Origin of the sequence: Streptomyces sp. NPDC017246 (assembly GCF_044331325.1) — a bacterium.
Classification (GTDB): Bacteria; Actinomycetota; Actinomycetes; order Streptomycetales; family Streptomycetaceae; genus Streptomyces.
This window is the reverse complement of record NZ_JBIRMW010000006.1, coordinates 420,827-445,695: the sequence shown is the minus strand read 5'-3', so window position 1 is coordinate 445,695 and position 24,869 is coordinate 420,827. Positions and strand designations below refer to the sequence as shown.

Below are 24,869 nucleotides of genomic sequence, written 5' to 3'. Positions count from 1 at the left end.
GGGGGGAAACGCACATGCCGAGCAGTGGCCGTCATGTCACCATGCTCACCGAAGGCACCTACCCGCATGTCCACGGCGGCGTCAGCACCTGGTGCGACCAGCTCGTCCGCGGCATGCCCGAGGTCGACTTCGAGATCCTCGCCCTCACGGGCAGCGGCCGCGAACCCGTCACCTGGGAGCTGCCGTCCAACGTCACCCGGCACACCGCGTACCCCCTCTGGGGACTCCCGCAGGGACCGGCCGCGCCCGTGCGCGCGCGCCGGCCCCTGCGGGGGCGTACGCGCCGTCGCTTCCTCGACACCTACGAGCGTCTGCTGCTCGCCCTCCTCGACCCCGAGGCGGACTGCGACTTCGGCACCGGCCTGTACGAGCTGGCCGAACTCGCCCGGCAGGGAAGGCTGACCGCCGCCCTGCGCTCCGAGGCCGCCCTGCGCTCCCTGATGTGGATCTGGACCATGCCGCATCTGCCGACGCTCGCGGCCCGGCCCACCGTCCACGACGCCCTCACCGCCACCGACCTGCTGGAACACGCCCTGCGACCGCTCGCCGCCCGGATAGCCGGCGGCGGCGTCGCCCACGCCGTCTCCAGCGGCCTCGCCACTCTTCCGGCGCTCGCCGCACAGCACTTCGAAGGGGTGCCCTTCCTGCTCACCGAACACGGCATCTACCTCCGCGAGCGCTACCTCGGCTACCGCACCGAGGCGCAACGCTGGCCCGTCAAGGCCCTCATGCTCGGCTTCTACCGTGAGCTCAACACCCTGGGCTACCGCAAGGCCGACCTCATCACCCCCTGCAACCAGTACAACCGGCGCTGGGAGGAGCGCGGCGGCGCCCCCGCCGACCGCATCCGCACCGTCTACAACGGCGTCGACCCGGCCCTCTTCCCCGAGGCCGGCCCCGAACCCGAGACGCCCACCCTCAGCTGGTGCGGCCGCGTCGACCCCATCAAGGACCTCGAAACCCTGATCCGGGCGTACGCGATCTGCCGTGCCGAACTCCCCGCGCTGCGGCTCCGGTTGTTCGGCCCGGTCCCCGCCGGGAACGAGGACTACGCCACCCGTCTGGAGAAGCTCGCCGCCGAACTCGGCGTCGCCGACGGGATCACCTTCGAGGGCCGGGTCTCCGACGTGCCGCGCGCCTACGGAGCGGGCAGTGTGGTGATGCTCTCCTCCATCAGCGAGGGCTTCCCCTTCTCCCTCATCGAGGCCATGTCCTGTGGCCGCGCCACCGTCTCCACGGACGTCGGCGGGGTGCGGGAGGCCGTCGGCGACACCGGGATCGTCGTCCCGCCCCGCGAACCGGCCGTCATGGCCGCCGCCGTCACCGAGCTCCTCCGCGACGGGGTCCGGCGTGCCGAACTCGGCCGTCTGGCGCGGCAGCGGGTCATCGACCGGTTCACCCTGCACCGCTCGGTGGACGGATTCCGGCAGATCTACCGCGAGCTGGCGGGCGACCGCGTCAAGCCCGTGCGGCCCGCGGCGCATCCGAAGCCCTGGCCGGTCCGCCTTCCGGCCCCGCGCCGCATCACCCCGACCCTGGTGGCGGGAGGAACCCCGGTATGAGCGGTTCCCTCTGGCTGAGACGGCCGACCACGGACACCCAGCTGCCGGCGATCCCGAGGCCGCGGCGGGAGACGACCCCGGGCGCGACGGGGCCCGAGGCTTCCGCCCCGGCCACCCCGGCCGCCCGGGCCACCCCGACCACCCCGACCGATCCGGCCGCCCCGACTGCCACAGGCCCCGAGACCCACGCCCCGGACGGCCCGGCGCCCGGGGCGCCGGGTGCACCCGCCCCGGACGGTCTCGCCGACGATCCCCTCGACGAACTCGCCGAGCGGCTGAGGGCGTTCGCCGCCGTCGCCGTGCACCCCGACGAGATCGCCGCCATCCTCGAGTCCGACGGCATGACCGACGACCACATCCGGCTCACCTACGGCCGCGCCGACTCCTTCGAACTCGCCGAGGACCTCTACGCGCGCGTGGAACGGCGTCACCCCGCACCCGAGGCACCGTCCGGCGACGCCTGGCACACCGGGCTCGCGGCCTGTCTCCTGCGCGGGCTCGTCTTCGCGCTGCCCGGCCTCGCGTACGTCCTCGCCGCGCCCCTGCTCGCGGGGGAGCAGAGCCGGTTCGGGCTCCCCGGCGGAACGGTTCCACTGCTCGCGGGCGCCGTCACCGGCTGGGTGTGGAACCAGGCCCTGTCCCACCGCGCCTACACCTGGCTCGGTCTCGGCGACCGGTCTGCCGCCGCCCGGACCCTCCTCGTCGGCGCCCCGGTGGGCGCCCTCGCCGGCACGGCCGTCGCCCTCGCGGCGGCCGCACCCGGCGAGATCCCGGCCGCCCTGTTCGCCGCAGGGCAGTCGGTCTATCTCGCCGCCGCGACCGTGCTCCTGGTCCTCGGCCGGGAACGGGCCCTGCTCTGCGCCCTGGTGCCGCTCGCCGGAGCCGTCCCCGCCTTCCGCTGGGACCTGCCCGACCCCCTGCGCGTCGGGCTCCTCCTCGCCGCGCTCACCGCCGGCGTCGTCTTCGCCGGGCTCGTCCTCCGGCCGGGCGCACGGCGCGGCACGGCCGGACGCGGCGGGCCCCCGCGCGCCGCCTCCCTCCCGTACGGACTGTTCGGCCTCGGCAGCGGGCTGCTCGTGCTCCACGCGGGTGTCGGCGACACCCTGGTGAGCGGAGCGGGGGCCGTCATAGCGCTCACCCTCTCCATGGGGCCCGCCGAGTGGCTGCTGCACCGCTTCCGGGGCGAGAGCCTGACCCGGCTGCGGACCCTCACCACCGCCCGTGAGTTCCGCCGCGCGGTCACCGGCACCCTGGTGCTCTGTCTCGGCGGCTACCTCACGGTCCTCGTCGCCCTCACCCTCGCCGTGACCCTGGCCTGGCCGGGCGCACCCTGGCCGACGCCGCCACGGCTGGTCACCCTGCTCCTGATCGGCACCGTGCTCTGGCTGGGGCTGCTGCTCCAGGCCTTCGGCGCGGTGCTCAGCGCGGCCGCCGTCTGTCTCCTCGCGGCGGCGGCGGAGGCCGTGGCGCCCACGGCCGGGCCGGTGGCGGCCGGGGGAGCGGCCGCCGTGCTCGCCGTCCTCGCCTGTGTTCTGCTGGTACGACCGACCGCTCACCGTGTCTAGGGGATCCGGCCCGTGAATCGCTTCCTCCTGGTGCCGTTCTACGAGCACCCGGCCGACCGCCCCGAGGCCTGGTCGGCCCTCGTCGGCGCGGCGCCGTCCCTGTACGGCGTCGTCGTCAACCCGGCGAGCGGCGCGGGCGAATCCCCCGACCCGGCGTTCGCCGAGGCGGCCGGACGGCTGCGGGCGGAAGGCGTACGCCTCCTCGGCTACGTGGACACCGCCTACGGGCGCCGCCCGCAGGCCGAGGTCGTCACCGAACTGCTCCGGCACCGCGACTGGTACGGCACCGACGGCGCCTTCCTCGACCAGGTCTCGACGGCCCCGGCGGCCCTCGCCCACTACCGCCGGATCGCGGTCGCGGCCCGGTCCGCCGGCGCCGCGACCCTCGTGCTCAACCACGGCGCCCACCCGGACCCGGGCTACGAGGAGTTCGCCGACCTCCTCGTCACCTTCGAGGGGCCCTGGGACACGTACCGGACACTCGACCTGCCGGTCGCCGACCACTACTGCCACCTCGTCTACGCGGCCCCGCCCGGTGTCCGCCCCGTCACCCCGGTGCACTGCGCGGTCCCCGGTACGGGCGCGCACCCCTGGGGCACCCTTCCGCACCTCCTGGAGCCCGCCCGATGAGACGACTGCTGCCCCTGCTCGCGGGCCTGCTCCTCCTCGCCACCGCCTGTACGACGGTTCCCGACCCCGACCCGGACCCGAAGCGGGCGGAGAAGCGGTGGCAGCCGAAGCCGGGCCTCGCCTGGCAGTGGCAGCTCAGCGGCCGGCTCGACCCGACGGTCGACGTCCCCGTGTACGACATCGACGGCTTCGACCACCCGGCGTCGGCGGTCCAGGACCTCCACCGCCGGGGCCGCAAGGTCATCTGCTACCTCTCGACCGGTGCCTGGGAGGACTTCCGGCCGGACGCGGCGGCGTTCCCGAAGTCCGTACTCGGCAAGGGCAACGGCTGGAAGGGCGAACGCTGGCTCGACATCCGCCGGACCGACGTCCTCACCCCGCTCATGACCGAGCGTCTCGACATGTGCCGCGCCAAGGGCTTCGACGCGGTCGAGCCCGACAACATGGACGGCTACCGCAACACCACCGGTTTCCCCCTGACCGCCGCCGACCAGCTCCGCTACAACCGTCTGATCGCCCGCCTCGCCCGTGAACGGGGTCTCGCGGTGGGCCTCAAGAACGACCTGGACCAGATCCCGCAGCTGCTCCCGGACTTCGACTTCGCGGTCAACGAACAGTGCGCGGAGTTCGACGAGTGCGGCCGGCTCGTTCCGTTCGTGAAGGCGGGCAAGGCGGTCTTCCACGTCGAGTACGAGCTGGAGGCCCGGGAGTTCTGCCCGCAGGTCCGGGCCCTGGGTCTCAGCTCGATGCAGAAGCGGTACGAGCTGGGGGTGTGGCGCCGGGCCTGCTAAAGGGTGTGGCGCCGGGCTCGTGAGAGGTGTCCGGCCCGGTCGGAGGACACCTCTCGAAGCCGCGGGCGGGTACGGGTCAGCCCAGTGCAAGCGCCACGAGGGCCGTCGTCGCCGCCGTCTCCTCCACCGCCCCGAACACGTCCCCCGTCACCCCGCCGAACCGCCGGACGCACCGGCGGAGCAGCGCCGCCGCCGCGCCGAGGGCCGCGCCCGCCGCCAGGACGTTGTGGACGGCGTCGTACGGGGAGAAGAGCAGGCCCGTCCCGGCGAGGAGGACCAGGACCACCGCCGTCGTCAGGGTCGCCGAGCGGACCGGGACCGTCGCGGCGACGATCGCTCCGAGGCCCTCGGGGCGGGCCGGGGGGACGCCGTGGCGGGAGGCGTGGGTGAGGGCGAGGCGGGCGACGGCCGCGGCGAGGACGGCGCCGACGGCGCCGTGCGCCCAGCTCTCCTCGTACAGCTCGAACAGCGCGGCGACCTGGGCGAGCAGGACGAGGAGCAGCACGATGACGCCGAACGGGCCGACGTCCGACTGCTTCATGATGCGCAGCGCGTCCTCGGCGGGCTTGGCGCTGCCGAGGCCGTCGGCGGTGTCCGCGAGTCCGTCGAGGTGGAGGCCCCGGGTGAGGACGGCGGGGACGGCCGTGGTGACGACGGCGGCGAGCAGCGGGCCCGAGCCGAGCGCGAGGAACGTGGCGCCGAGCCCGGCGGCGAAGACACCGACGACCAGCCCGGCCAGCGGGGCGCAGAGCATGCCGGCGCGTGCCGCGTCCCGGTCCCATCGGGTGATGCGGGCGGGGAACACCGTGAGGGTGCCGAAGGCGAAACGCAGGCCGTCCATCCGGGCAGGGTAATCGGCGCTTCCGGACGGTAGATTGCGCATATCGCGCAAATCGGAACGGGGTGGCATGGGTCACTGGTTCTCCCGCAACATCGTCGAGCCGGGCAAGCTCCCGATGCTCCTCGCGCTGACCTCGTTCATCGTGACATTCCTGGTCACCCGGACCGTCGTCCGCCTCATCCGGGCGGGGAAGGGACCCTTCCGGAACGTCTCCTCCGGAGGGCTCCACATCCATCACGTCGTACCGGGCGTGATCCTGACCGTGGTCGGCGGTTTCGGCGCGGTCGGCAGCGACCGGCACGGTTTCGGCGCGGCCCTCTTCGCCGTGGTCTTCGGGATCGGCGCGGGGCTCGTCCTGGACGAGTTCGCGCTGATCCTCCATCTCGACGACGTCTACTGGACCGACGAGGGCCGCAAGAGCGTCGAGGTGGTCGTCCTCACCGCCGCCCTGGTCGGGCTCACCCTGAGCGGCTTCTCGCCGCTCGGTGTCGACGACATGACCGCCGACGAACGCCAGGACCGGGCCACCTTCATCCTGACCCTGATCGTCAACTTCCTCTTCATCCTGATCACCCTGGTGAAGGGGAAGTTCCGGATGGCCGTCATCGGGACCCTGGTGCCGTTCGTGGCGATCGTCGGCGCCGTCCGGCTCGCCCGCCCCGGCTCCTGGTGGTCCCGGCGGTTCTATCCGCGCCGCCACCGGGCGCGGGCCCGGTCCCGTATCCGCACCTACCGCCACGACAGGCGCTGGACCAAGATCAGGCGCCGGGCTCAGGACTTGATCGGCGGCTTCCAGGAGCGGGTCCCCGGGCGGGGCTCCACGCCCTCCTGACCGCGCTCGCGCCAGGACTGAACCCCGATCAGGACGAGAACGCCGGCGATGGCCGCCAGATGCTCCTTGCCCGCCAGGTTCGGCTTGACGATCACTTCCACGACCATCGCCACGACCACGAGCGTGCCCGTCCACCGGGCCCCGTAGCGCCAGCAGACGTAGACGGCGAGACCGACCACGGCCGCCGAGGGGCCCGTGTCGACGACCCGCGCGTCGGTGGCCGGCAGCCCGAAGGGGCTGTCCGGCCCGAGCGCGATGCCCACGCGCGCGTAGAGCGTCCCGCAGAGCGTGGCCAGATAGGCGACGCCGAGGGTGCACCACCGGCCGAGGCAGATCTCGGCGATCCCGAACACCAGCAGGACCTGTGCCAGGGCGCCCCACACCGGCAGGTCGAGCGCCGGGACGAAGAGCGAGAGCGGGGTCCTGAGCAGCGCGATCCACAGCGGGTCCTCGGCCCGTACGAAGCCGATGTCCAGGACCGGCCGATAGCCCCAGTCCTGGTTCTGCACGACCTGGAAGAGGGCGGTGAGACAGACGGCGGCGAGCGTCATGGGGACCGCTCTCCACCGCCGGGTCACCAGCGCCGCCCGTACGGTGCCGAACAGCGGGCCCCACTCGCGGCGGGCGAAGCCGCGCGGCGCGGCCCCCTCGCGGGACCGGCTCAACGGCCGCTCTCCAGATGTCTGCGGTGCATCCACTTGGGCAGCCCGGGGGCTTCCAGGAACCCTTCGGCGCGACCGGCGGCGAGGCCGATGCGCAACAGGTCCGCACTCTTCTCGAAGAGCATGAATCGGGGCTCCCAGATCGGTCGGTACTTGGCGTTGGCGCGGTACAACGACTCGATCTGCCACCAGCGGGAGAAGAAACTGAGCAGTGAACGCCACATGCGCAGCACGGGTCCCGCCCCGAGCTTCGAGCCACGTTCGAAGACGGAGCGGAACATCGCGAAGTTGAGTGAGACCTGAGTGATCCCGATCTCCTTGGCGCGCTGGAGGAGTTCGATGACCATGAACTCCATCAGGCCGTTCTCGGACTCGCGGTCACGGCGCATGAGGTCCAGCGAGAGCCCCTTCGGGCCCCAGGGCACGAAGGAGAGCACGGCCCGCAGGTCGCCCTCGCCGTCCGTGCACTCCAGCATCACGCAGCGGCCGTCCCGCGGGTCGCCCAGCCGGCCCAGCGCCATCGAGAAGCCGCGCTCGGTGGCCCCGTCCCGCCAGTCGTCGGCCTTGCGCAGCAGCTCGGCCATCTCCTCGGCCGGGATCTCCTCGTGGCGCCGGATGCGGACCTCGTACCCGGCCCGCTTGACCCGGTTGAAGGCCTGCCGGACCGTCCGCATGGCCCGGCCGTCCAGGGTGAACTCGTCGGTCTCCACGATCGCCTCGTCACCGAGTTCGAGGGCGTCCAGACCGTGCCGGGCGTAGATGACACCGGCCTCCTCGCTCGCGCCCATCACCGCCGGGATCCACCCGTGTTCGCGCGCCTCGGCCAGCCAGGGTTCGATGGCACCGGGCCAGGCCTCGGGATCGCCGATCGGATCGCCGGAGGCGAGCGAGACCCCGCCGACGACCCGGTAGGTGACGGCGGCCTTCTCGCTCGGCGACCACACGACGCTCTTCTCGCGGCGCAGCGAGAAGTAGCCCAGCGAGTCGCGGTCCCCGTGCTTGTCGAGCAGCGTCCGCAGCCGCTCCTCGTCCTCCTCGGTCAGCGGGTCGACGGCCCGGCGGGAGCGGAAGGCGGCGAAGAGCACCGCGAAGAGCAGCAGTGTGGACAGGACGTTGATGGTGACGTCGACCCAGCCGGGGGTGGTGATCCCGGCGAACCGCGAGTCGTCGGAGGCCAGGGTGATGAGCCGCATCACGCCGTACCGCCAGCGCTCCAGGAAGGTGGAGTGGGCGGTGGAGGTGTTGGTGACGGTGACGAGGACGGCCGCGAGCAGCGAGGTGACGAGCAGTCCGCCGACCGCCACGATCGCGGCGAGCCACGGGTTGGAGCGGTCGCCCTTCGCGTAGAACTCCTTGCGGCTGAGCAGCAGTGCCAGGACGAAGGCGGCCGTCAGGGTCAGCGAGATCCAGTTCTGGGCGTGCTGCCGGATCTCGGGGAAGAACATCACCAGGACGAAGAGCAGGAGGAACAGGCCGCCGAGCACCATGTTGAGGATCCACGCGGCCCGTTTGCGGCGCCGCATGGTGATCGCCAGGAACAGGGTGAAGACCCCCGAGGCGAAACCCGCCGTGAGCATGTACGGGGTGAAGTAGTTGTCCTCGTTGTGGCGGCGCAGGTCCTGCCCGAAGGAGACCCAGACGGCACTCAGGAAATTGATGAACGTGACGACGCGCAAGTACCAGACGGCGAACGCGGCGCTGCGCCGCGATCGCGTGGCGGTGCCCCGGGGCGCTCCTTCGGCGGACAAACGGACCTCTCCCATGAAAAGCGATCATATGGGGCGTCGCTTGCCGCGCGGCAGCGCCGGAGGCGGCCGCGCGCGCGTCGTGCGCACATGCCGTGCGCCGCGCCTGCGGCCGCCTCCGAAGCCGACGAGTCCCTCTCGCCCCCCCCCGTCGGCCTCAGGCCTCGGGGACCTCGCCCTCGCTGTCCGGAGTGGTCGGATCCGGACGCTCGGGAAGCTCGGCGGCGAACGCCGCCGCGGCCCTGACGAGGGGAAGTGCGAGCAATGCCCCGGTTCCCTCACCCACATGGACGCCGTGGTCGAGCAGCGGGTTGAGCGCCATCCGGTCCAATGCCTTCGCCTGCGCCGGCTCCCCGCTCACCTGACCCGCGAGCCACCAGTCCGGCGCCCGGAACGCCGCCCGCTGCGCCACCAGCGCACAGGCCGCGCCCACCACGCCGTCCAGGATCACCGGCATCCGCCGGACCGAGGCCTGCAGCAGGAAACCGGTCATCGCCGCCAGATCCGCCCCGCCGACCGCCGCGAGCAGCTCCAGCTGATCGCCCAGGACCGGACGGGCCCGCCGCAGCGAATCCCGGATCGCCGCGCACTTGCGCATCCACGCCAGGTCGTCGATCCCGGCGCCGCCCCGGCCCGTCACCACCGACGCGTCCGTCCCGCAGAGCGCCGCGATCAGCGTGGCGGCCGGCGTCGTCCCGCCGACGCTCAGATCCCCGAGCACCACCAGATCGGTGCCCGAATCCGCCTCCTCGTCGGCGATCGCGATCCCCAGCCGGACCGCCGCCTCGGTCTCCTCGACCGTCAGCGCGTTCTCCACGTCGATCCGGCCGCTGCCGCGCCGCACCCGGTGGCGCACCACCTCGGCGGGCAGCAGCTCCGGGTCGCAGTCCAGACCGGCGTCCACGACCCGAACCGGGACCTCCGTCGACCGGGCGAGCACGGCGACCGGGCTCGCCCCGTCCAGCACCGCCCGCACCAACTCGTGGGCGGTGCCCGCCGGGCGGCCCGACACATCGAGCGAGGCCACCCCGTGGTCGCCCGCGAAGAGCACCACCTTCGGCTGCTCGATCGCGCGCACCTTGACCGAGGCCTGCGCGGCCGACAGCCATTCGCCGAGCTCGTCGAGCCGACCGAGCGCCCCCGGCGGCACGGTCAGCCGCTCACGGCGCTCCTCGGCGTCACGCCGGATCCCCCCGTCGGGGCGCTCGATCAGATCGGAGAATTCGTCCAGGTTCACGGTTCCGCCTTGTGACACATCAGCGAGGGCCATCGGTGCTCGCACCCTACCCGCGCAGCACCAGGGGCTGTCCGGCGACCACGAGGAGGACCTGCTCGCACTCGTCGGCGAAGGCGGCGTTCAACCGGCCCAGCTCGTCACGGAACCGTCGCCCCGCCGCCGTCGCCGGCACCACCCCCGAGCCGACCTCGTTCGTCACCGCCACGACCGTACGGCGGGTGGCCCGCACCGCCGCCACCAGTTCCTCGGTCCGCTTCCGCAGCGCCGTCCGCCCACCGGCCGCCCACCGCTCGTCGTCCCAGGCCTCCACCCGGTCCATGGCGTCCGTCAGCCACAGCGCCAGACAGTCGACGAGCAGCGCGGGCCCGTCCTCCTCGAGCAGGGGTACGAGCTCACAGGTCTCGGCGGTACGCCAGGACCCCGGCCGCCGCTCCCGGTGCAGGCCCACCCGCTCCGCCCACTCCCGGTCGCCCTCCCGGGTCCCGCCCGTCGCCACGTACAGCACCTCGGGGAAGGTCTCCAGACGCCGCTCGGCCTCCACCGACTTCCCCGACCGGGCCCCGCCGGTCACCAGGGTCCGTCGCGGCACGTCCGGAACCTCGTGGTACTCGCCCACGTACAGCGTCGTCCCGTCCGGCACCGTCCGCGCGCCCGCCGCCGCCAGCCGCCGGTCCAGCTCGGCCCCGGTCGGCATGTCGTGGTCCAGGTGTACGGCGACGACGTCGGTCGCGGGCCCGACGGCCCCGGTCGCGCGCAGCCGGGCCAGCCCGTCCGGCCGGCCCGTCACATCGGCGACCACCATGTCGTACGGCACCCGGTGGTCCTCCGGAAGCCCGGCCGCCGCCCCGCCCGGAGGCAGGTAGAGCAGCGTCTCGCCGTCCGCCGATGTCACCTCGTACCCGGTGCCGGGGGAGTCCATCGGCACCGCCCGCACCCGGTGCCCGGAGATCAGCGTCAACTCCCGTCCGTCCGGCACCCTCCCGGCGGTGGGCAGTCCCGCGGGCACTTCGACGGCGGGCCCGTCGTGGGGATGGGTCAGCAGCACCTGTCGCACACCGACCAGCGAATGCCCCGACCGGGCGGCGGCGAGCGCGGCCCCCGGGGTCAGATCGAGCAGCAGGGCCCCGTCCACGAGCAGCGCCGTGGCGGCGCGGGCCCGTGGTCCGCGGGAGAGCGCGCACACCGCGCAGGGGCAGTCGGGGCGGGGGAGTCCGAGCGGGGCGCCGGTGCCGAGCAGAGTCAGTTCCACCCTCAGATCCTCCCGCGCCACCGCGAGCCGTGCGCGCCCGGCTACTCTGCGGGCAGGAAACCGATCATCCGGTGAGCGCCAGGAGGCGGACATGGCATGGACGTGGCGGTTCGAGAAGTCCGACGGCACGGAGGTCGAGCCGGTGGTGACTCCGGAGGAGTTCACCACCCAGGGCGACGCGGAGAGCTGGATCGGGGAGCACTGGCGTGACCTCCTGGGCGGCGGCGCGGACCAGGTGACCCTCTCGGAGGACGACACCAAGATCTACGGCCCGATGCCCCTGAACGCGGAGGGCTAGAGCGCCCGGCGGCCGGGGAGGGGCGCGGGAGCCGGGCCCCCGCACCCCTCCTCCGGCCTCGCACCCGGCCTTGCGGCCCACGGCCCACGGACGGCGCCCGACTTCCAGGCCCACGGGCCCGGACGACGCCAGGGCTTGGCCCCCCAGGCGGCGGACGGCACCCGGCTTTTCGGCCCGCAGGCCGGCGACGGCGCCCGCACCCCGGGCGGCGCGGTCCCGTCGGCGTGTCCGCTACCTCTCGCCCAGGGTGACCTCGGTCTTCTCCGTGGCCGTCCCCCGGACGTACGTCACCGTCACCTTGTCGCCCGGCCGGTGCGAGGCCAGCGCCTCCGACAGTGACGTGATCGTCGTGATGTCCGTGTCGTCGAGCCGCGTGATCACATCGCCCGGCTTCAGTCCCGCCTCGGCCGCCGCGCCGTTCGCGGGTGCCTCGACGACCGCCACGCCCGCCGGCTCGGAGTCGTCGTTCAGCAGCGTGCGGCCGGTGATGTCGAGGGCGGCCCGGCCCGAGTCCGTCACCTTGCCGTCCTTGACGATCTGGTCGGCGATCGTCCGCACCGTCGACGCGGGGATCGCGAACCCGATGCCGGGCGCAGCGCTGCCGCTCATACCGGGATCGGTGGCGGCGAGCGTCGGGATGCCGATGACCTCGCTGTCGAGGTTCACCAGCGCGCCCCCGCTGTTGCCGGGGTTGATCGCGGCCGATGTCTGGACCATGTCCGCGATGGTCGCACCCGTGCCGCCGCCGGTCCGTCCTTCGCTGACCATACGACCGGTCGCGGAGACGATCCCCTGGGTCACACTGCCGGACAGACCGAGCGGGGAGCCCATCGCGAGCACGATCTGTCCCATCTCGACACCCCCCGAATCGCCGAACTTCGCGGGCTTGAGACCCTTCGGCGGCGATTCCAGCCTGATCACCGCGAGGTCCTGCTCGGGGTACGAGGAGACGAGCCGGGCGGTCAGCGGCTTCCCGCCCGTGGCGGCGGTGACCTTGAAGGACTTCTCCTGGCCGACCACGTGCGCGTTGGTGACGATGTGGCCCTTGCCGTCGTAGACGACGCCGGAGCCGAGGCTCTCGGTCGCCTCGATCTGCACGACCGACGGCAGGACGTTCTTGATGACGGCCTGGTAGTCGTCCTGGAGGTCGTTGGCGGAGAGGGGCGCCGCCGCCTGCGTGGAGCGGGGGTGCTCCGGAGCGGATCCGTTCCCGCCCGAGGACGAGCAGCCGGCGAGTGCGACGGCGCAGGCCGTGGCGGTCAGGGGGAGCAGGAGACGCGGGACGGGAGGGCGGGGAGGCCGGGCGCGGGTACGGGATACGTCCATGTCCGGAGTATCCGTTTCCTCCTCGGCCGTGGGCCCGGCGAGCGCACCCGATCAGGGGTGCGCGGACGCCGGCCGGCGTCCCGTCAGCCCCGTACTCCGCAGAGGTGCAGCAGCGCCGCGACCCGCCGGTACGGTTCCGTGCGGCCCGCCCGGTCCTCGGCGGCGAGCAGCCGGTCCAGCTCCTCGGCGGCCGGCAGGCCCGCCTCGGCGGGGACGCCGTCGGTGAAGACGCGGACCCCGTACCAGGCGTGCAGCGGTGCCGCGATGCCCGCGAGCGTCGCGGTGAGCGCGTCGAGGCGGTCGGCCCGCACCTTCACGCCGTTGTCGTCGGTGTAGACGTCCGAGTCGAAGCCGGTGAGCGCACCGGTCCAGTCCCCGGCGAGTCCCGGCCGCATGGAGAGGGCCTCCCCGTTCCGCACGACGAGGGAGAGGAGGCCGCCGGGGGCGAGCATCCGGGCGAGGCCGGCGAGCAGTGCGTCGGGCTCGTCGGCGTACATCAGCACGCCGTGGCAGAGGACCACGTCGAAGCTGCCGGGGAGGAAGTGCACCCCGGTCTCGCGTCCGTCGCCCTCGATGAGCCGGACCCGCTCACGGATTCCGGCGGGTTCGGTCGCCAGCGACTCGCGGGCCGCCTTGAGGAGGTCGGGATCGGCTTCGAGGCCGGTCACCGTGTGCCCCGCGCGGGCGAGGCGCAGCGCCTGCGTGCCCTGGCCCATGCCGGCGTCGAGGATCCGGAGCCGCTGCCCCACGGGGTAGCGGCCGGATATCTGCTCGTCGAGCTGGCGGGCGACGATCTCCTGCCGGATGGTGTCGCGCAGCCCGCCGGAACCGGCGGGCCAGTGCGCGACGGCGGGCAGCACGGGGCCGCCCGACTCCGACGTCGCCGCGCCGAAAGCGCGCTCGACAGGCTCCGAGCTGTCGGCGCTCAGGGCCGCTCTCCGCGCTTGACCTGCGGCTTCGGCAGTCGCAGTCGGCGCATCTGGAGTGTGCGCATCAGGCCGTAGGCGACCGCTCCGCGCTTCGGCTCGTTGGGGAAGCGCTTTGCCAGCTGCTTCCGCAGCCGGATCCAGATGCCGATCGAGTCGATGACGATCAGGATGATCACACCGAGCCAGAGCAGCAGGGAGATGTTCTGCAGCGACCGGTTGGCGTTGCCGAACAGCGACAGCACCAGGATCACCACGGCCATCGGCAGGAAGAACTCGGCGATCGCGAAGCGCGAGTCGACGAAGTCGCGCACGAAGCGCCGGACCGGACCCTTGTCTCGGGCGGGCAGATAACGCTCGTCACCGCTGGCCAGCGCTTCGCGCTGACGGGCCAGGTCCGAGCGGCGTGCCTCGCGCTGGCGCTTGGAGGCCTCCTTGCGGTCGGTCGGCACCGTCGCGGCGCGACGGCGCTGGGTCTGCGCCTCACTCCGCTTCGGGGTCGGGCGGCCCTTGGGGGCCTCGGGGTCGCGGGGCTGCTTGGTGGAGAGGTCCGCCGTCACCTTGTCGGTGGGGGCCTTCTCGTCCTTCGAACGGCTACGGAACACAAAACCCAAGGGTACGGGGTGGTGGGCATGAACCCCATGCCGGGCGGGAACGATCCGCTAACGGAGTGCGTCTACGGCGGTACGTACGCAGGACAGCCGCGGTTTCCCCTAGATCCATCTACTCCCTGCGCGGGAGGGAAGTGGGGGCGCAGTCGTCCTTGGGGAGGAGCGCATCCCGCTCCGAACAGTGCGGTAATGGAGACAGGGCCCGTACTGTGGATCCTGTCGAAGAGCTGGAGCCGAAGTCCGTCAGAAGGGGGCGCGCGAAGCCCATGAGCGGTGTCATGAAGCGTATGGGGATGATCTTCCGCGCGAAGGCGAACAAGGCCCTTGACCGGGCCGAGGATCCGCGCGAGACGCTCGACTACTCGTACCAGAAGCAACTGGAGCTGCTGCAGAAGGTGCGGCGCGGCGTCGCCGACGTCGCCACCTCCCGCAAGCGGCTCGAACTGCAGCTGAACCAGCTGCAGGGCCAGTCCGCCAAGCTGGAGGACCAGGGCCGCAAGGCGCTGGCACTGGGCCGCGAGGACCTGGCGCGCGAGGCGCTGTCCCGCCGTGCCGCGCTCCAGCAGCAGGTCAGCGACCTGGAGGTGCAGCACCAGACGCTGCAGGGCGAGGAGGAGAAGCTCACCCTCGCCGCCCAGCGCCTCCAGGCCAAGGTGGACGCCTTCCGCACCAAGAAGGAGACCATCAAGGCGACCTACACGGCGGCCCAGGCCCAGACCCGGATCGCCGAGTCCTTCTCCGGCATCTCGGAGGAGATGAGCGACGTCGGCCTCGCCATCCAGCGGGCCGAGGACAAGACCGCCCAGCTCCAGGCGCGCGCCGGCGCGATCGACGAGCTGCTCGCCTCGGGCGCCCTGGACGACCAGTCCGGGCTCGCGAAGGACGACATCCAGGCCGAGCTGGACCGCCTCTCCGGCGGTACGGACGTCGAGCTGGAGCTCCAGCGGATGAAGGCCGAGCTGGCCGGCGGCCCGTCGGCGCAGCAGCAGGCGCTCGAAGGCGGTGGCGCGGCCGCACCGCAGGACACCCCGCAGCAGCAGTCCCACCCGCGCTTCGAGAAGTAGCGCGCACCGAACAGCGCTCGCGAACAGACAGGACGCGTCATGATCGTACGGATCATGGGGGAGGGCCAGTGGAAGCTGGCCGACAGCCACCTCGTGGAGCTGAACAGGCTCGACGACGAGCTGCTCGAAGAGATGGAATCGGGGGACGAGGACGGCTTCCGGCGCACGCTGAACGCCCTCCTCGACGAGGTCCGGCGGACCGGCGCACCGCTGCCGGACGAGGCGCTCGAACCCTCGGAGCTGATTCTTCCGGCTCCCGACGCGGGCCTGGACGAGGTCAGGGAGATGCTCTCCGACGACGGCCTCATCCCCGGCTGAGCACGCCGTACGACAGGTCCCGCCGCCCCCTCGGGGGCGGCGGGACCTCGTGCTTTCCGCGTACGGCCCAGGGGCGGCCACGGGCCTGCTCGGCCCCGGCGGAACGGCGGGACGACGTACGAGCCGGTCCGGCCCCGTACCGTTGTCCCCCGTGACTCCCACCGGCCCCGCCACCGGCACCCTCTTCGCCCGTCTCCGTGACCGGTTCCGCGCGCATCCCCTCGCCTTCGACGCGACCCTCGCGTTCGGCGCGCTCGTCTGCATGATCGCCGGATCCTTCACCGACCCGCACGGCAGCGGGACCGGGCCGTCCTTCGGCGACCAGGTACCCGACGTGCCCAGCGTGCTGATCATGGTGGCCGGGGCCACCGCCCTGGTCCTCCGCCGGAGCCATCCCTTCCGCGTGCTCTGCTTCACGGGCGCGATGAGCATCTTCGAGCTGGCCGGCGACACCCGGCCCGCCACCATCGCCATGAGCGCCGTCGTCGCGCTCTACACGGTCGCCTCGCGCACCGACCGGCCCACCACCTGGCGGGTCGGCCTCGTCACCATGGCGGTGCTGACCGCCGCTGCCATGGCCTTCGGCCCGACGCCCTGGTACGCGCAGGAGAACCTCGGCATCATCGCCTGGACCGGCATGGCGGCCGCCGCGGGCGACGCCGTCCGCAGCCGCCGGGCCTTCGTCGACGCCATCAGGGAGCGCGCCGAACGGGCCGAACGCACCCGCGAGGAGGAGGCGGGACGCCGGGTCGCGGAGGAGCGGCTGCGGATCGCCCGCGACCTCCACGACGTCGTCGCCCACCACATCGCCCTGGTGAACGTGCAGGCCGGAGTCGCGGCGCACGTCATGGACAAGCGCCCCGACCAGGCCAAGGAGGCCCTCGCGCACGTGCGGGAGGCCAGCCGGTCCGCACTCGACGAGCTGCGCGCCACCGTCGGGCTGCTGCGCCAGTCCGGCGACCCGGAGGCCCCCACCGAACCGGCCCCCGGGCTCGCCGTCCTCGACGGGCTGCTGGACACCTTCCGCAAGGCCGGACTCCCCGTCGCCCTCGCCCGCACCGACGGGGACAGGCCGCTGCCCTCGACGGTCGACCTGGCCGCGTACCGGATCGTGCAGGAGGCCCTGACCAATGTGCGCAAGCACGCGGGACCGGACGCCGCGGCCGAGGTGAGCGTCGTCCGGGTGGGCCGTACGGTCGAGATCACCGTCCTCGACAACGGCACGCCCCGCACCGCTGCGGACCCCGCGCCCACCGGCGGCCACGGACTGCTCGGCATGCGCGAACGGGTCGGCGCGCTCGGCGGCACCCTGACCGCCGCCCCCCGGTACGGCGGCGGCTTCCGGGTTCAGGCGATACTGCCCGTGACGTCCCGTACGGGGGAGGACACATGACGATCCGGGTACTGCTCGCCGACGACCAGGCCCTGCTGCGCAGCGCCTTCAAGGTCCTGGTGAACTCCGAACCGGACATGGAGGTCGTCGGCGAGGCCGCCGACGGCGCCCAGGCCGTGACCCTCGCCCGCTCGGAGCGGCCCGACGTCGTCCTGATGGACATCCGGATGCCGGGCACCGACGGCCTCGCCGCCACCCGCATGATCACCGCCGACCCGGAGCTCTCCGACGTGCGCATCGTCATGCTGACCACCTTCGAGGTCGACGAGTACGTCGTGCAGTCGCTGCGCGCCGGCGCCTCCGGCTTCCTCGGCAAGGGCGCCGAGCCCGAGGAACTCCTCGGCGCGATCCGGATCGCCCACGCGGGAGAGGCCCTGCTCTCCCCGGCCGCCACCAAGGGGCTGATCGCCACCTTCCTCGCGCAGGGCCCCGGAGCGGAGGCCGTCGGCGAGGGCGGCCGGGGCCGCACCGAACGGCTCGCCGCGCTCACCGCCCGGGAACGCGAGGTCCTCGTCCTGGTCGGCGGCGGTCTCTCCAACGACGAGATCGCCGAGCGGCTCGACGTCAGCCCGCTCACCGTGAAGACCCATGTCAACCGGGCCATGGCCAAACTCGGCGCCCGCGACCGGGCCCAGCTGGTGGTCACGGCGTACGAATCGGGACTGGTACGTCCACGGGTGGAGTGACCCGGGGCCCCGGCGTACTCCAGACGCGGTATGCGCGGGATAAGGATGTGGACCCGGGGGGCGAGGACTTCCGGCCCGCGATGGCAGATCGTAGAGAACGGTGGGGCACCCCCGGCGGATCCAGCGGATCCGGTCCGGGGTCTTGGCTGCTCCCGCCTGTCGACGAGTACGCCACAGAAGAGAGACCCCATGTCCTGGCTGTCCAGGTTCAGCCTCGCGCAACGGGCCCTGATCGGGCTGATCTCCATCGTCGCCCTGCTGTTCGGGGCGATCGCGATACCGCAGCTGAAGCAGCAACTGTTCCCCTCGATCGAGCTGCCCATGGTCTCGGTCCTCGCCCCCTACCAGGGTGCCTCTCCCGATGTGGTCGAGAAGCAGGTCGTCGAGCCCCTGGAGAACAACCTCAAGGCCGTCGACGGCCTGAAGTCGGTCACCTCCACGGCCTCCGAGGGCATGGCGCTCATCATGGCCTCCTTCGACTACGGCGACGAGTCGACGAAGCAGCTGGTCGCCGACGTCCAGCAGGCCGTCAACCGGGCCCGCGCCGAACTGCCCGACACGGTCGACCCGCAGGTCGTGGCCGGCTCCACGGACGACATCCCGACCGTCGTCCTCGCCGCCGCCTCCGACCAGGACCCGCAGGCGCTCGCCGACCTGCTGGACCGCACCGTCGTGCCCGCCCTCGAAGGCATCGAGGGCGTCGGCCAGGTCTCCGTCACCGGCGTCCAGGACCTCCAGGTCTCCGTCACCCCGGACGAGAGGAAGCTCGCCGCGGCCGGCCTCACGACCATGAAACTCGGTGAGGCCCTCCGCTCCGGCGGCGGCACCCTCCCGGCCGGCTCCTTCTCCGAGACGGGCAAGAGCCGCACCATCCAGGTCGGCGGCGGCTTCACCTCGCTGAAGCAGATCGAGGACCTCCGCATCCCGGCGGCCACTCCCGGCAAGGGCAAGGCGGTCCGCCTCGGTGACGTCGCCACCGTCCGCCAGGAGGAGTCGCCGCGCGTCTCCCTCACCCGGACCAACGGCAAGGCCAGCCTCGCCGTCATGGCCACCATGGACAAGGACGGCAGCGCCGTCGCGATCTCCGACGCCGTCAAGGAGAAGCTGCCCGAGCTCCGCGGCGACCTCGGCGCGGGCGCCGAGCTGACCGTGGTCTCCGACCAGGGCCCGGCCGTCGCCAAGGCCGTCTCAGGGCTGACCACCGAGGGCGCGCTCGGCCTCGTCATGGCCGTCCTGGTGATCCTCGTCTTCCTCGCGTCGATCCGCTCCACCCTGGTCACCGCGGTCTCCATCCCGCTCTCGGTCGTCCTCGCGCTCATCGTGCTGTGGACCCGCGACCTCTCGCTCAACATGCTGACCCTCGGCGCGCTCACCATCGCCATCGGCCGGGTCGTCGACGACTCGATCGTGGTCCTGGAGAACATCAAGCGTCACCTCGGCTACGGCGAGGAGCGCGAGTCCGCCATCCTCACCGCGGTCCGCGAGGTGGCGGGCGCCGTGACGTCCTCCACCCTCACCACCGTCGCCGTCTTCCTGCCGATCGGTCTGACCGGCGGCATGATCGGCGAGCTGTTCGGCTCGTTCTCGCTGACGGTCACGGCGGCCCTGCTGGCCTCGCTGCTCGTCTCCCTGACGGTCGTCCCGGTCCTGTCGTTCTGGTTCCTGCGCGCCCCCAAGGGCACCCCGGAGGACCTGGCGGAGGCCCGCAGGCTGGCCGAGGAGAAGGAGGAGAAGAGCCGTCTCCAGCGTCTGTACGTGCCGGTCCTGAAGTTCGCGACCCGGCGCCGGCTCACCAGCCTCGCCATCGCGTTCGCCGTCCTGATCGTCACCTTCGGCATGGCCCCGCTCCTGAAGACGAACTTCTTCGACCAGGGCGAGCAGGAGGTGCTCAGCATCCAGCAGGAGCTGGCGCCCGGCACCGCTCTCGACGCCTCCGACGCGGCCGCGAAGAAGATCGAGAAGCTCCTCGCGGACACCGACGGCGTCAAGGACTACCAGGTCAACGTCGGCTCGTCCGGCTTCATGGCGGCCTTCGGCGGCGGCACCGGCACCAACCAGGCCACCTACCAGGTCAGCCTGGAGGAGTCCGCCTCCTTCGAGAAGACCCGTGACGCCATCGAGAAGGGCCTCGCCGCCCTCGACGGCATCGGCGACACCAAGCTCACCGCCGGTGACGGCTTCGGCAGCCAGGACCTGAGCGTGGTCGTCAAGGCCGCCGACGCCGAGGTCCTCCAGAAGGCCTCCGAGCAGGTCCGGGCCGCGATCGCGGGCATCAAGGACGTCACCGACGTCCAGAGCGACCTCTCGCAGTCCGTGCCGCGCATCTCGGTCAAGGCGAAGCCCGAGGCGGCCGACGCCGGCTTCGACTCCGCCTCGCTCGGCATGATCGTCGGCCAGGCCGTCCGGGGCACCCCGACCGCCAAGGCGATCCTCGACGACAGCGAGCGGGACGTCCTCATCACCTCGGCGAAGCCGGTCACCACCCTGGCCGGGCTCAAGGCGCTGCCCCTCGGCCCGGTGAAGCTGGGCGACATCGCCACCGTCGAGCTCGTCCCCGGCCCGGTGTCCATGACCCGGATCGACGGCGCCCGCGCCGCGACGATCACGGCCAAGCCGGTCGGCGACAACACCGGCGCGGTGAGCGCCACCCTGCAGCAGAAGATCGACGCGCTCGACCTGCCCGAGGGCGCCACCGCCAGCATCGGCGGTGTCTCCGAGGACCAGTCCGAGGCCTTCCTCAACCTGTTCCTGGCGATGCTCGCGGCCGTCGCGATCGTCTTCATGCTGCTGGTGGCGACCTTCCGTTCGCTGATCCAGCCGCTGATCCTGCTGGTCTCGATCCCGTTCGCGGCGACCGGCGCGATCGGTCTGCTGGTGATCACCGACACCGCGATGGGCGTCCCGGCGATGATCGGCATGCTGATGCTCATCGGCATCGTCGTCACCAACGCGATCGTCCTGATCGACCTGATCAACCAGTACCGGGCCCAGGGCATGGGTGTCGTCGAAGCGGTGATCGAGGGCGGCCGGCACCGGCTCCGCCCGATCCTCATGACCGCCCTGGCGACGATCTTCGCCCTGCTGCCGATGGCCCTCGGCATCACCGGTGAGGGCGGCTTCATCGCCCAGCCGCTGGCCGTGGTGGTGATCGGCGGTCTGATCACCTCGACGCTGCTGACGCTGCTCCTCGTCCCGACGCTCTACGCGATGGTGGAGCTCCGCAAGGACCGCCGCGCGGCGAAGAAGGCGGCGAAGAAGGCGGCGAAGGCGGACGCTTCGGCGGTCCCGCCGCAGGCCAAGGAGCCGGCCGCGGTCTGATCCGGACGGAACGAGGAAGGGGCGCCCCGCGATCACGCGGGGTGCCCCTTCCCGTATCAGCCGTCCGGAGAACCGTTACGGCAGAGCGAGCATCCGCTCCAGGGCGAGCTTCGCGAAGCTCTCCGTCTCCTTGTCGACCTGGATCTGGTTGACGAGGTTGCCCTCGGCCAGGGACTCCAGGGTCCACACCAGGTGCGGCAGGTCGATGCGGTTCATGGTCGAGCAGAAGCAGACCGTCTTGTCGAGGAAGACGATCTCCTTGTCCTGGTCGGCGAAGCGGTTCGCCAGCCGGCGGACCAGGTTCAGCTCCGTGCCGATCGCCCACTTGGAACCGGCCGGGGCCGCCTCCAGGGTGTTGATGATGTACTCGGTCGAGCCCACGTAGTCCGCGGCGGCGACGACCTCGTGCCGGCACTCGGGGTGGACCAGCACGTTCACCCCGGGGATGCGCGCGCGGACGTCCTCGACCGACTCCAGCGAGAAGCGGCCGTGCACCGAGCAGTGACCCCGCCACAGGATCATCTTGGCGGCGCGCAGCTGCTCGACGGTCAGGCCGCCGTTCGGCTTGTGCGGGTTGTACAGGACGCAGTCGTCGAGGGACATGCCCATGTCGCGGACGGCGGTGTTGCGGCCCAGGTGCTGGTCCGGGAGGAAGAGCACCTTCTCGCCCTGCTCGAAGGCCCAGTTCAGGGCCCGCTCGGCGTTGGACGAGGTGCAGATCGTGCCCCCGTGCTTGCCGGTGAAGGCCTTGATGTCGGCCGAGGAGTTCATGTACGAGACGGGCACGACCTGCTCGGCGACGCCGGCCTCGGTCAGCACGTCCCAGCACTCGGCGACCTGCTCGGCGGTGGCCATGTCGGCCATCGAGCAGCCGGCCGCGAGGTCGGGCAGGACGACCTTCTGCTCGTCACCGGTCAGGATGTCCGCCGACTCCGCCATGAAGTGCACACCGCAGAAGACGATGTACTCGGCCGAGGGCTTGGCCGCGGCGTCGCGCGCGAGCTTGAAGGAGTCGCCGGTGACGTCGGCGAACTGGATGACCTCGTCGCGCTGGTAGTGGTGGCCGAGCACGAAGACCTTGTCCCCGAGCTTCTCCTTGGCCGCGCGAGCGCGTTCCACGAGGTCGGGGTCGGAGGGCGACGGCAGGTCGCCGGGGCACTCCACGCCGCGCTCGCTCTTCGGGTCGGCCTCGCGACCGAGCAGGAGCAGGGCGAGCGGCGACGGCTGGACGTCGAGTTCATGACGGGCTTGGGCCGTGGTCACGTCACGCACCCTTTCTTCGGGGAACCTTTTCGTCGAAATGACGCTATCTATCATAACCGCTTCACGTCACGTTGACGATGTCCATAGTGTCGATGTGACGAATTCGCTGTCGCCGCAGCTGGACTTCACCGTCCCCGCTCCGGGACAGGGTGTGCGAGCATGAAGGAGTAGAACCCACTCGGCCCGGAATGAATCCGGGGCACCGACGGTTGCAACCGTCGGCAAGCAGTCTCCGTACACACCGGGAGAGAAGCAGATGTCCGTATCGGACGAGAAGACCACTGTCAGCGACGGCATCCTCCTGTCCGACGCCGCCGCGGCCAAGGTCAAGGGCCTCCTCGACCAGGAAGGCCGCGAGGACCTGGCCCTGCGCGTCGCCGTTCAGCCCGGCGGCTGCTCCGGCCTGCGTTACCAGCTGTTCTTCGACGAGCGTTCGCTCGACGGCGATGTCGTGAAGGACTTCGACGGCGTCAAGGTCGTCACCGACCGCATGAGCGCCCCGTACCTGGGCGGCGCCTCGATCGACTTCGTCGACACCATCGAGAAGCAGGGCTTCACCATCGACAACCCGAACGCCACGGGTTCCTGCGCCTGCGGTGACTCGTTCAGCTAAGTCGCACCTGTCGAACGTGTGAGGGGGGGGGGGGGGGGGGGGGGGGGCGGCGGCCCCCCCCCCCCCCCCCCCCCCCCCCCGCCCCTCACACGTATGTCCGCGCGAAGCCCTCGCGCACACCCCGCCCGGTTCAGCGGCGCGGCACCGACTCCCCGCTCGCCGCGTCGACCACCGGCCGGTCGCCCAGCGGGCTCGCGAGCGTCACGGTCTTCGTGAAGTCCTTGGCGATCATGACGCACACCCGCTCGGGGTCGGACTTCTCGATGATCCGCACCGTCACCCGGTCCGGCCGCTCCTCGGCCTTCACGGTGTACGTGCTGCACACCCCGCCCCAGAAGGTGACGGCCAGCTGCCGGCCGTCCTCCCCGACCCGGACGGACTCGACCACCCGCGCCGCCGTACCGTCCGGCTGCGAGGGCGTCGGCGAGGGCTTCGACGGCGGCGCCAGATACTCCGGGGCCACCGCGGGCTGCGCCACCGTGTACGGCGCGCCGTCCTTCGGGTCCGCCGTGAACAGCCACGACGGTACGAGCAGCCGCTCGCCGTCCACGTCACGCGCGGCCAGACCGAACACCGCGGCCGTCACCGGCACCTGGTCCGGCGCGGCCGTGTCCGCGACCGTCCGGCACGGCGCGCCCGGCGACACGGGCTTCCCGGCAGCGGGCTCCCGCCCGGACCCCGTGTCCGGCCGGCCCGAGTCGTCCACCCCGCCGGCCGGCGGGTCGGTGGCGCAGCCCCCGATGCCGATCGGACCGGTGCCCTTCGAGTCCTCGTTCAGCCGGGAGAGCGCCTTCGCCGCCGGGATCACCGGGTACGCGGCCCCCTCTGCCGGCTCCTTGAGCATCCCGCTGCCGGCGACCGGCCGGCCGTCCCGCGCGATGTGCAGCCCCGTCGACCAGCCGTAGGTCGGCAGCCCGCCCACCACCGGATCGGCGTTCACGACGCGCACCGAACCGTTCATCACCTGCGTCGCGGTGACCTTCGCGTCGTCCTGGCCGAGCGCCTTCAGCACCGGCGCGGCGGCCGCCTTCGCCGCCGCCTCGCTCAGCGGCGTACCGCCCGGCGCGGGCTTCGACTCTCCCGGCGGCGGACACGCCTTGCCCTTGAGGCAGCTGTCACCCGCCGGGCCGCCGTCGTACCAGGAGTACGTCCAGTTCCCCGGTGCCTTCCGCGACACGTCGAGGCGGGGCCCCGAACCGTCCTTCTCGGGCCGGATCGTCCAGACCTCACCCACCTGGGAAGGGGTCCCGGAGATGCCCAGCGCTTCGGCCAGCCTGGTCACCTCCGCCGAGGTGACCAGGCCCTCGGGCCGGTGGACCGCGGCCGAGGAGGGCCCGTGGGGGAGTGGGCCCTTGGCTGTGTAGACGGTCCCGTTCGGGCCGCCTCCGGGGTCCGGCTCGCCGGGCGCGATCCCGGGGCCGCCCCCTGTGCCGCCGCCCGGGTCCGCACCGCCGCTGCCGCCCTCCAGTCGCAACGGCGGGGGCGGCCCCGCCGCGTCGGCGGCCCGGGCGGCGGCGGCGCCGCCGTCACCGGACGCCGAGGTGGCCAGATAGACGCCACCGCCTCCGGCGAGCAGCACACCCGCCGCCACCGAGGCGGCCAGGACGTTCCGTCGCCTCCGTACGTTCTCCGTACCACTCACCGCAACGCTCCCTCGTCTCGACCGGACGCCGATGGGACGGAGCGGGCGGGCGGACGGTTCCGTCCGTCAGCCCCCGTATTCCGCGGTGGCGTCGATCAGCCGCGCCGAAGCGGCCGGTACGACGACTCCGTGGATCAGTGCGGGGGAGACCCGAGCGGGCGCGGGGGAGACCGGGGTCACCCAGTGCGGAGCCATCCGTGCGCCGTCGCCCCGCAGGTCGGCGAGGCTCAACTCGGACTCGTGTCGCTCACGTGAAGCGGGGTAGATGGTCATGGGCGCACCGTATGCACCTCACAC

Annotated in this window: 23 protein-coding genes; 12 read left to right on the top strand and 11 right to left on the bottom strand. The window is 72.4% G+C overall.

The features are described from left to right. Positions 1-14 precede the first annotated feature (14 nt). The 4 genes from pelF to ACH4MY_RS17290 are packed head-to-tail and all read left to right on the top strand — an operon-like array spanning position 15 to position 4,548. Positions 15-1,562 carry a GT4 family glycosyltransferase PelF gene (gene pelF / locus ACH4MY_RS17305; protein WP_398003731.1) on the top strand — a complete coding sequence of 516 codons (1,548 nt, stop codon included), beginning with the start codon at positions 15-17 and terminating at the stop codon, positions 1,560-1,562. Next, positions 1,559-3,127: a hypothetical protein gene (locus tag ACH4MY_RS17300; RefSeq protein ID WP_398003728.1), complete on the top strand. Its 1,569-nt coding sequence runs from the start codon at positions 1,559-1,561 to the stop codon at positions 3,125-3,127. Before pelF ends, ACH4MY_RS17300 begins: the two co-directional genes overlap by 4 nt. Positions 3,128-3,139: 12 nt before the next feature. Further along, entirely contained in the window at positions 3,140-3,757 is a 618-nt protein-coding gene (locus tag ACH4MY_RS17295) for a spherulation-specific family 4 protein (RefSeq protein WP_398003725.1), read from the top strand. After that, on the top strand, positions 3,754-4,548 hold the full coding sequence (locus ACH4MY_RS17290; protein ID WP_398003723.1) for an endo alpha-1,4 polygalactosaminidase: 795 nt from the start codon (positions 3,754-3,756) through the stop codon (positions 4,546-4,548). The genes ACH4MY_RS17295 and ACH4MY_RS17290 overlap by 4 nt, the downstream gene beginning before the upstream one ends. A 76-nt stretch (positions 4,549-4,624) precedes the next feature. Here the strand turns inward: ACH4MY_RS17290 and cobS are convergent, their stop codons facing one another. Next, on the bottom strand, positions 4,625-5,389 hold the full coding sequence (gene cobS, locus ACH4MY_RS17285) for an adenosylcobinamide-GDP ribazoletransferase (RefSeq protein WP_398003720.1): 765 nt from the start codon (positions 5,387-5,389) through the stop codon (positions 4,625-4,627). Between the two features lie 67 nt (positions 5,390-5,456). Here cobS and ACH4MY_RS17280 point away from each other — a divergent pair, with 67 nt between their 5' ends. After that, positions 5,457-6,221, top strand: coding sequence for a hypothetical protein (locus ACH4MY_RS17280; protein ID WP_398003718.1), 765 nt, complete (start codon positions 5,457-5,459; stop codon positions 6,219-6,221). On the opposite strand, the gene ACH4MY_RS17275 is transcribed toward ACH4MY_RS17280, so the two are convergent. From ACH4MY_RS17275 to ACH4MY_RS17260, 4 genes are all read right to left on the bottom strand, one after another. Continuing rightward, positions 6,161-6,886: a hypothetical protein gene (locus ACH4MY_RS17275; RefSeq protein ID WP_398003715.1), complete on the bottom strand. Its 726-nt coding sequence runs from the start codon at positions 6,884-6,886 to the stop codon at positions 6,161-6,163. The two genes, ACH4MY_RS17280 and ACH4MY_RS17275, sit on opposite strands and share 61 nt — an antisense overlap. Beyond that, positions 6,883-8,646 carry a phosphatidylglycerol lysyltransferase domain-containing protein gene (locus ACH4MY_RS17270; RefSeq protein ID WP_398003712.1) on the bottom strand — a complete coding sequence of 588 codons (1,764 nt, stop codon included), beginning with the start codon at positions 8,644-8,646 and terminating at the stop codon, positions 6,883-6,885. Before ACH4MY_RS17270 ends, ACH4MY_RS17275 begins: the two co-directional genes overlap by 4 nt. 139 nt (positions 8,647-8,785) lie before the next feature. After that, a complete protein-coding gene (cobT, locus tag ACH4MY_RS17265) occupies positions 8,786-9,865 on the bottom strand; it encodes a nicotinate-nucleotide--dimethylbenzimidazole phosphoribosyltransferase (RefSeq protein ID WP_398003709.1) in 1,080 nt (359 codons plus the stop codon). A 46-nt stretch (positions 9,866-9,911) separates the two neighbouring features. Continuing rightward, positions 9,912-11,114, bottom strand: a complete 1,203-nt coding sequence (locus tag ACH4MY_RS17260; RefSeq protein ID WP_398003706.1) for a bifunctional adenosylcobinamide kinase/adenosylcobinamide-phosphate guanylyltransferase — start codon at positions 11,112-11,114, stop codon at positions 9,912-9,914. Positions 11,115-11,205: 91 nt separating this feature from the next. On the opposite strand from ACH4MY_RS17260, the gene ACH4MY_RS17255 reads away from it, so the two are divergent. Then, the gene (locus ACH4MY_RS17255) at positions 11,206-11,412 is read left to right on the top strand and encodes a hypothetical protein (RefSeq protein WP_056560402.1); all 207 of its coding nucleotides are present in this window, start codon (positions 11,206-11,208) and stop codon (positions 11,410-11,412) included. Positions 11,413-11,643: 231 nt separating this feature from the next. Here the strand turns inward: ACH4MY_RS17255 and ACH4MY_RS17250 are convergent, their stop codons facing one another. The 3 genes from ACH4MY_RS17250 to ACH4MY_RS17240 form a co-directional block, all read right to left on the bottom strand. Next, positions 11,644-12,738, bottom strand: coding sequence for a S1C family serine protease (locus ACH4MY_RS17250; RefSeq protein WP_398003703.1), 1,095 nt, complete (start codon positions 12,736-12,738; stop codon positions 11,644-11,646). Between the two features lie 83 nt (positions 12,739-12,821). Continuing rightward, complete coding sequence (locus ACH4MY_RS17245; RefSeq protein ID WP_398003700.1) at positions 12,822-13,598, bottom strand: class I SAM-dependent methyltransferase; 777 nt, start codon at positions 13,596-13,598, stop codon at positions 12,822-12,824. Positions 13,599-13,663: 65 nt separating this feature from the next. Beyond that, a complete protein-coding gene (locus tag ACH4MY_RS17240) occupies positions 13,664-14,269 on the bottom strand; it encodes a DUF3043 domain-containing protein (protein ID WP_398003698.1) in 606 nt (201 codons plus the stop codon). 272 nt (positions 14,270-14,541) lie between these two features. Between ACH4MY_RS17240 and ACH4MY_RS17235 the strand changes: the two genes are divergently transcribed. The 5 genes from ACH4MY_RS17235 (at position 14,542) to ACH4MY_RS17215 (ending at position 21,054) form a co-directional block, all read left to right on the top strand. Continuing rightward, positions 14,542-15,339: a PspA/IM30 family protein gene (locus ACH4MY_RS17235; RefSeq protein ID WP_398003695.1), complete on the top strand. Its 798-nt coding sequence runs from the start codon at positions 14,542-14,544 to the stop codon at positions 15,337-15,339. Positions 15,340-15,378: 39 nt separating this feature from the next. Beyond that, positions 15,379-15,657, top strand: a complete 279-nt coding sequence (locus tag ACH4MY_RS17230) for a hypothetical protein (RefSeq protein ID WP_398003692.1) — start codon at positions 15,379-15,381, stop codon at positions 15,655-15,657. 151 nt (positions 15,658-15,808) lie between these two features. Further along, positions 15,809-17,050, top strand: a complete 1,242-nt coding sequence (locus ACH4MY_RS17225; RefSeq protein WP_398003689.1) for a sensor histidine kinase — start codon at positions 15,809-15,811, stop codon at positions 17,048-17,050. Further along, a complete protein-coding gene (locus tag ACH4MY_RS17220; RefSeq protein WP_398003686.1) occupies positions 17,047-17,736 on the top strand; it encodes a response regulator in 690 nt (229 codons plus the stop codon). Before ACH4MY_RS17225 ends, ACH4MY_RS17220 begins: the two co-directional genes overlap by 4 nt. A 189-nt stretch (positions 17,737-17,925) precedes the next feature. Continuing rightward, the gene (locus ACH4MY_RS17215; protein ID WP_398003684.1) at positions 17,926-21,054 is read left to right on the top strand and encodes an efflux RND transporter permease subunit; all 3,129 of its coding nucleotides are present in this window, start codon (positions 17,926-17,928) and stop codon (positions 21,052-21,054) included. A 75-nt stretch (positions 21,055-21,129) separates the two neighbouring features. Here ACH4MY_RS17215 and nadA read toward each other — a convergent pair whose 3' ends face one another. Then, a complete protein-coding gene (nadA, locus tag ACH4MY_RS17210; RefSeq protein ID WP_398003681.1) occupies positions 21,130-22,317 on the bottom strand; it encodes a quinolinate synthase NadA in 1,188 nt (395 codons plus the stop codon). A gap of 256 nt (positions 22,318-22,573) precedes the next feature. On the opposite strand from nadA, the gene ACH4MY_RS17205 reads away from it, so the two are divergent. Further along, complete coding sequence (locus ACH4MY_RS17205; RefSeq protein ID WP_365777088.1) at positions 22,574-22,930, top strand: iron-sulfur cluster assembly accessory protein; 357 nt, start codon at positions 22,574-22,576, stop codon at positions 22,928-22,930. A 130-nt stretch (positions 22,931-23,060) separates the two neighbouring features. Here ACH4MY_RS17205 and ACH4MY_RS17200 read toward each other — a convergent pair whose 3' ends face one another. Together ACH4MY_RS17200 and ACH4MY_RS17195 are read right to left on the bottom strand one after the other, a co-directional pair. Then, complete coding sequence (locus ACH4MY_RS17200; RefSeq protein WP_398003678.1) at positions 23,061-24,572, bottom strand: hypothetical protein; 1,512 nt, start codon at positions 24,570-24,572, stop codon at positions 23,061-23,063. A gap of 66 nt (positions 24,573-24,638) precedes the next feature. Beyond that, positions 24,639-24,845 (bottom strand): hypothetical protein, encoded by a 207-nt coding sequence (locus ACH4MY_RS17195; protein WP_398003676.1) that lies wholly within the window; start codon positions 24,843-24,845, stop codon positions 24,639-24,641. Positions 24,846-24,869: the final 24 nt, after the last annotated feature.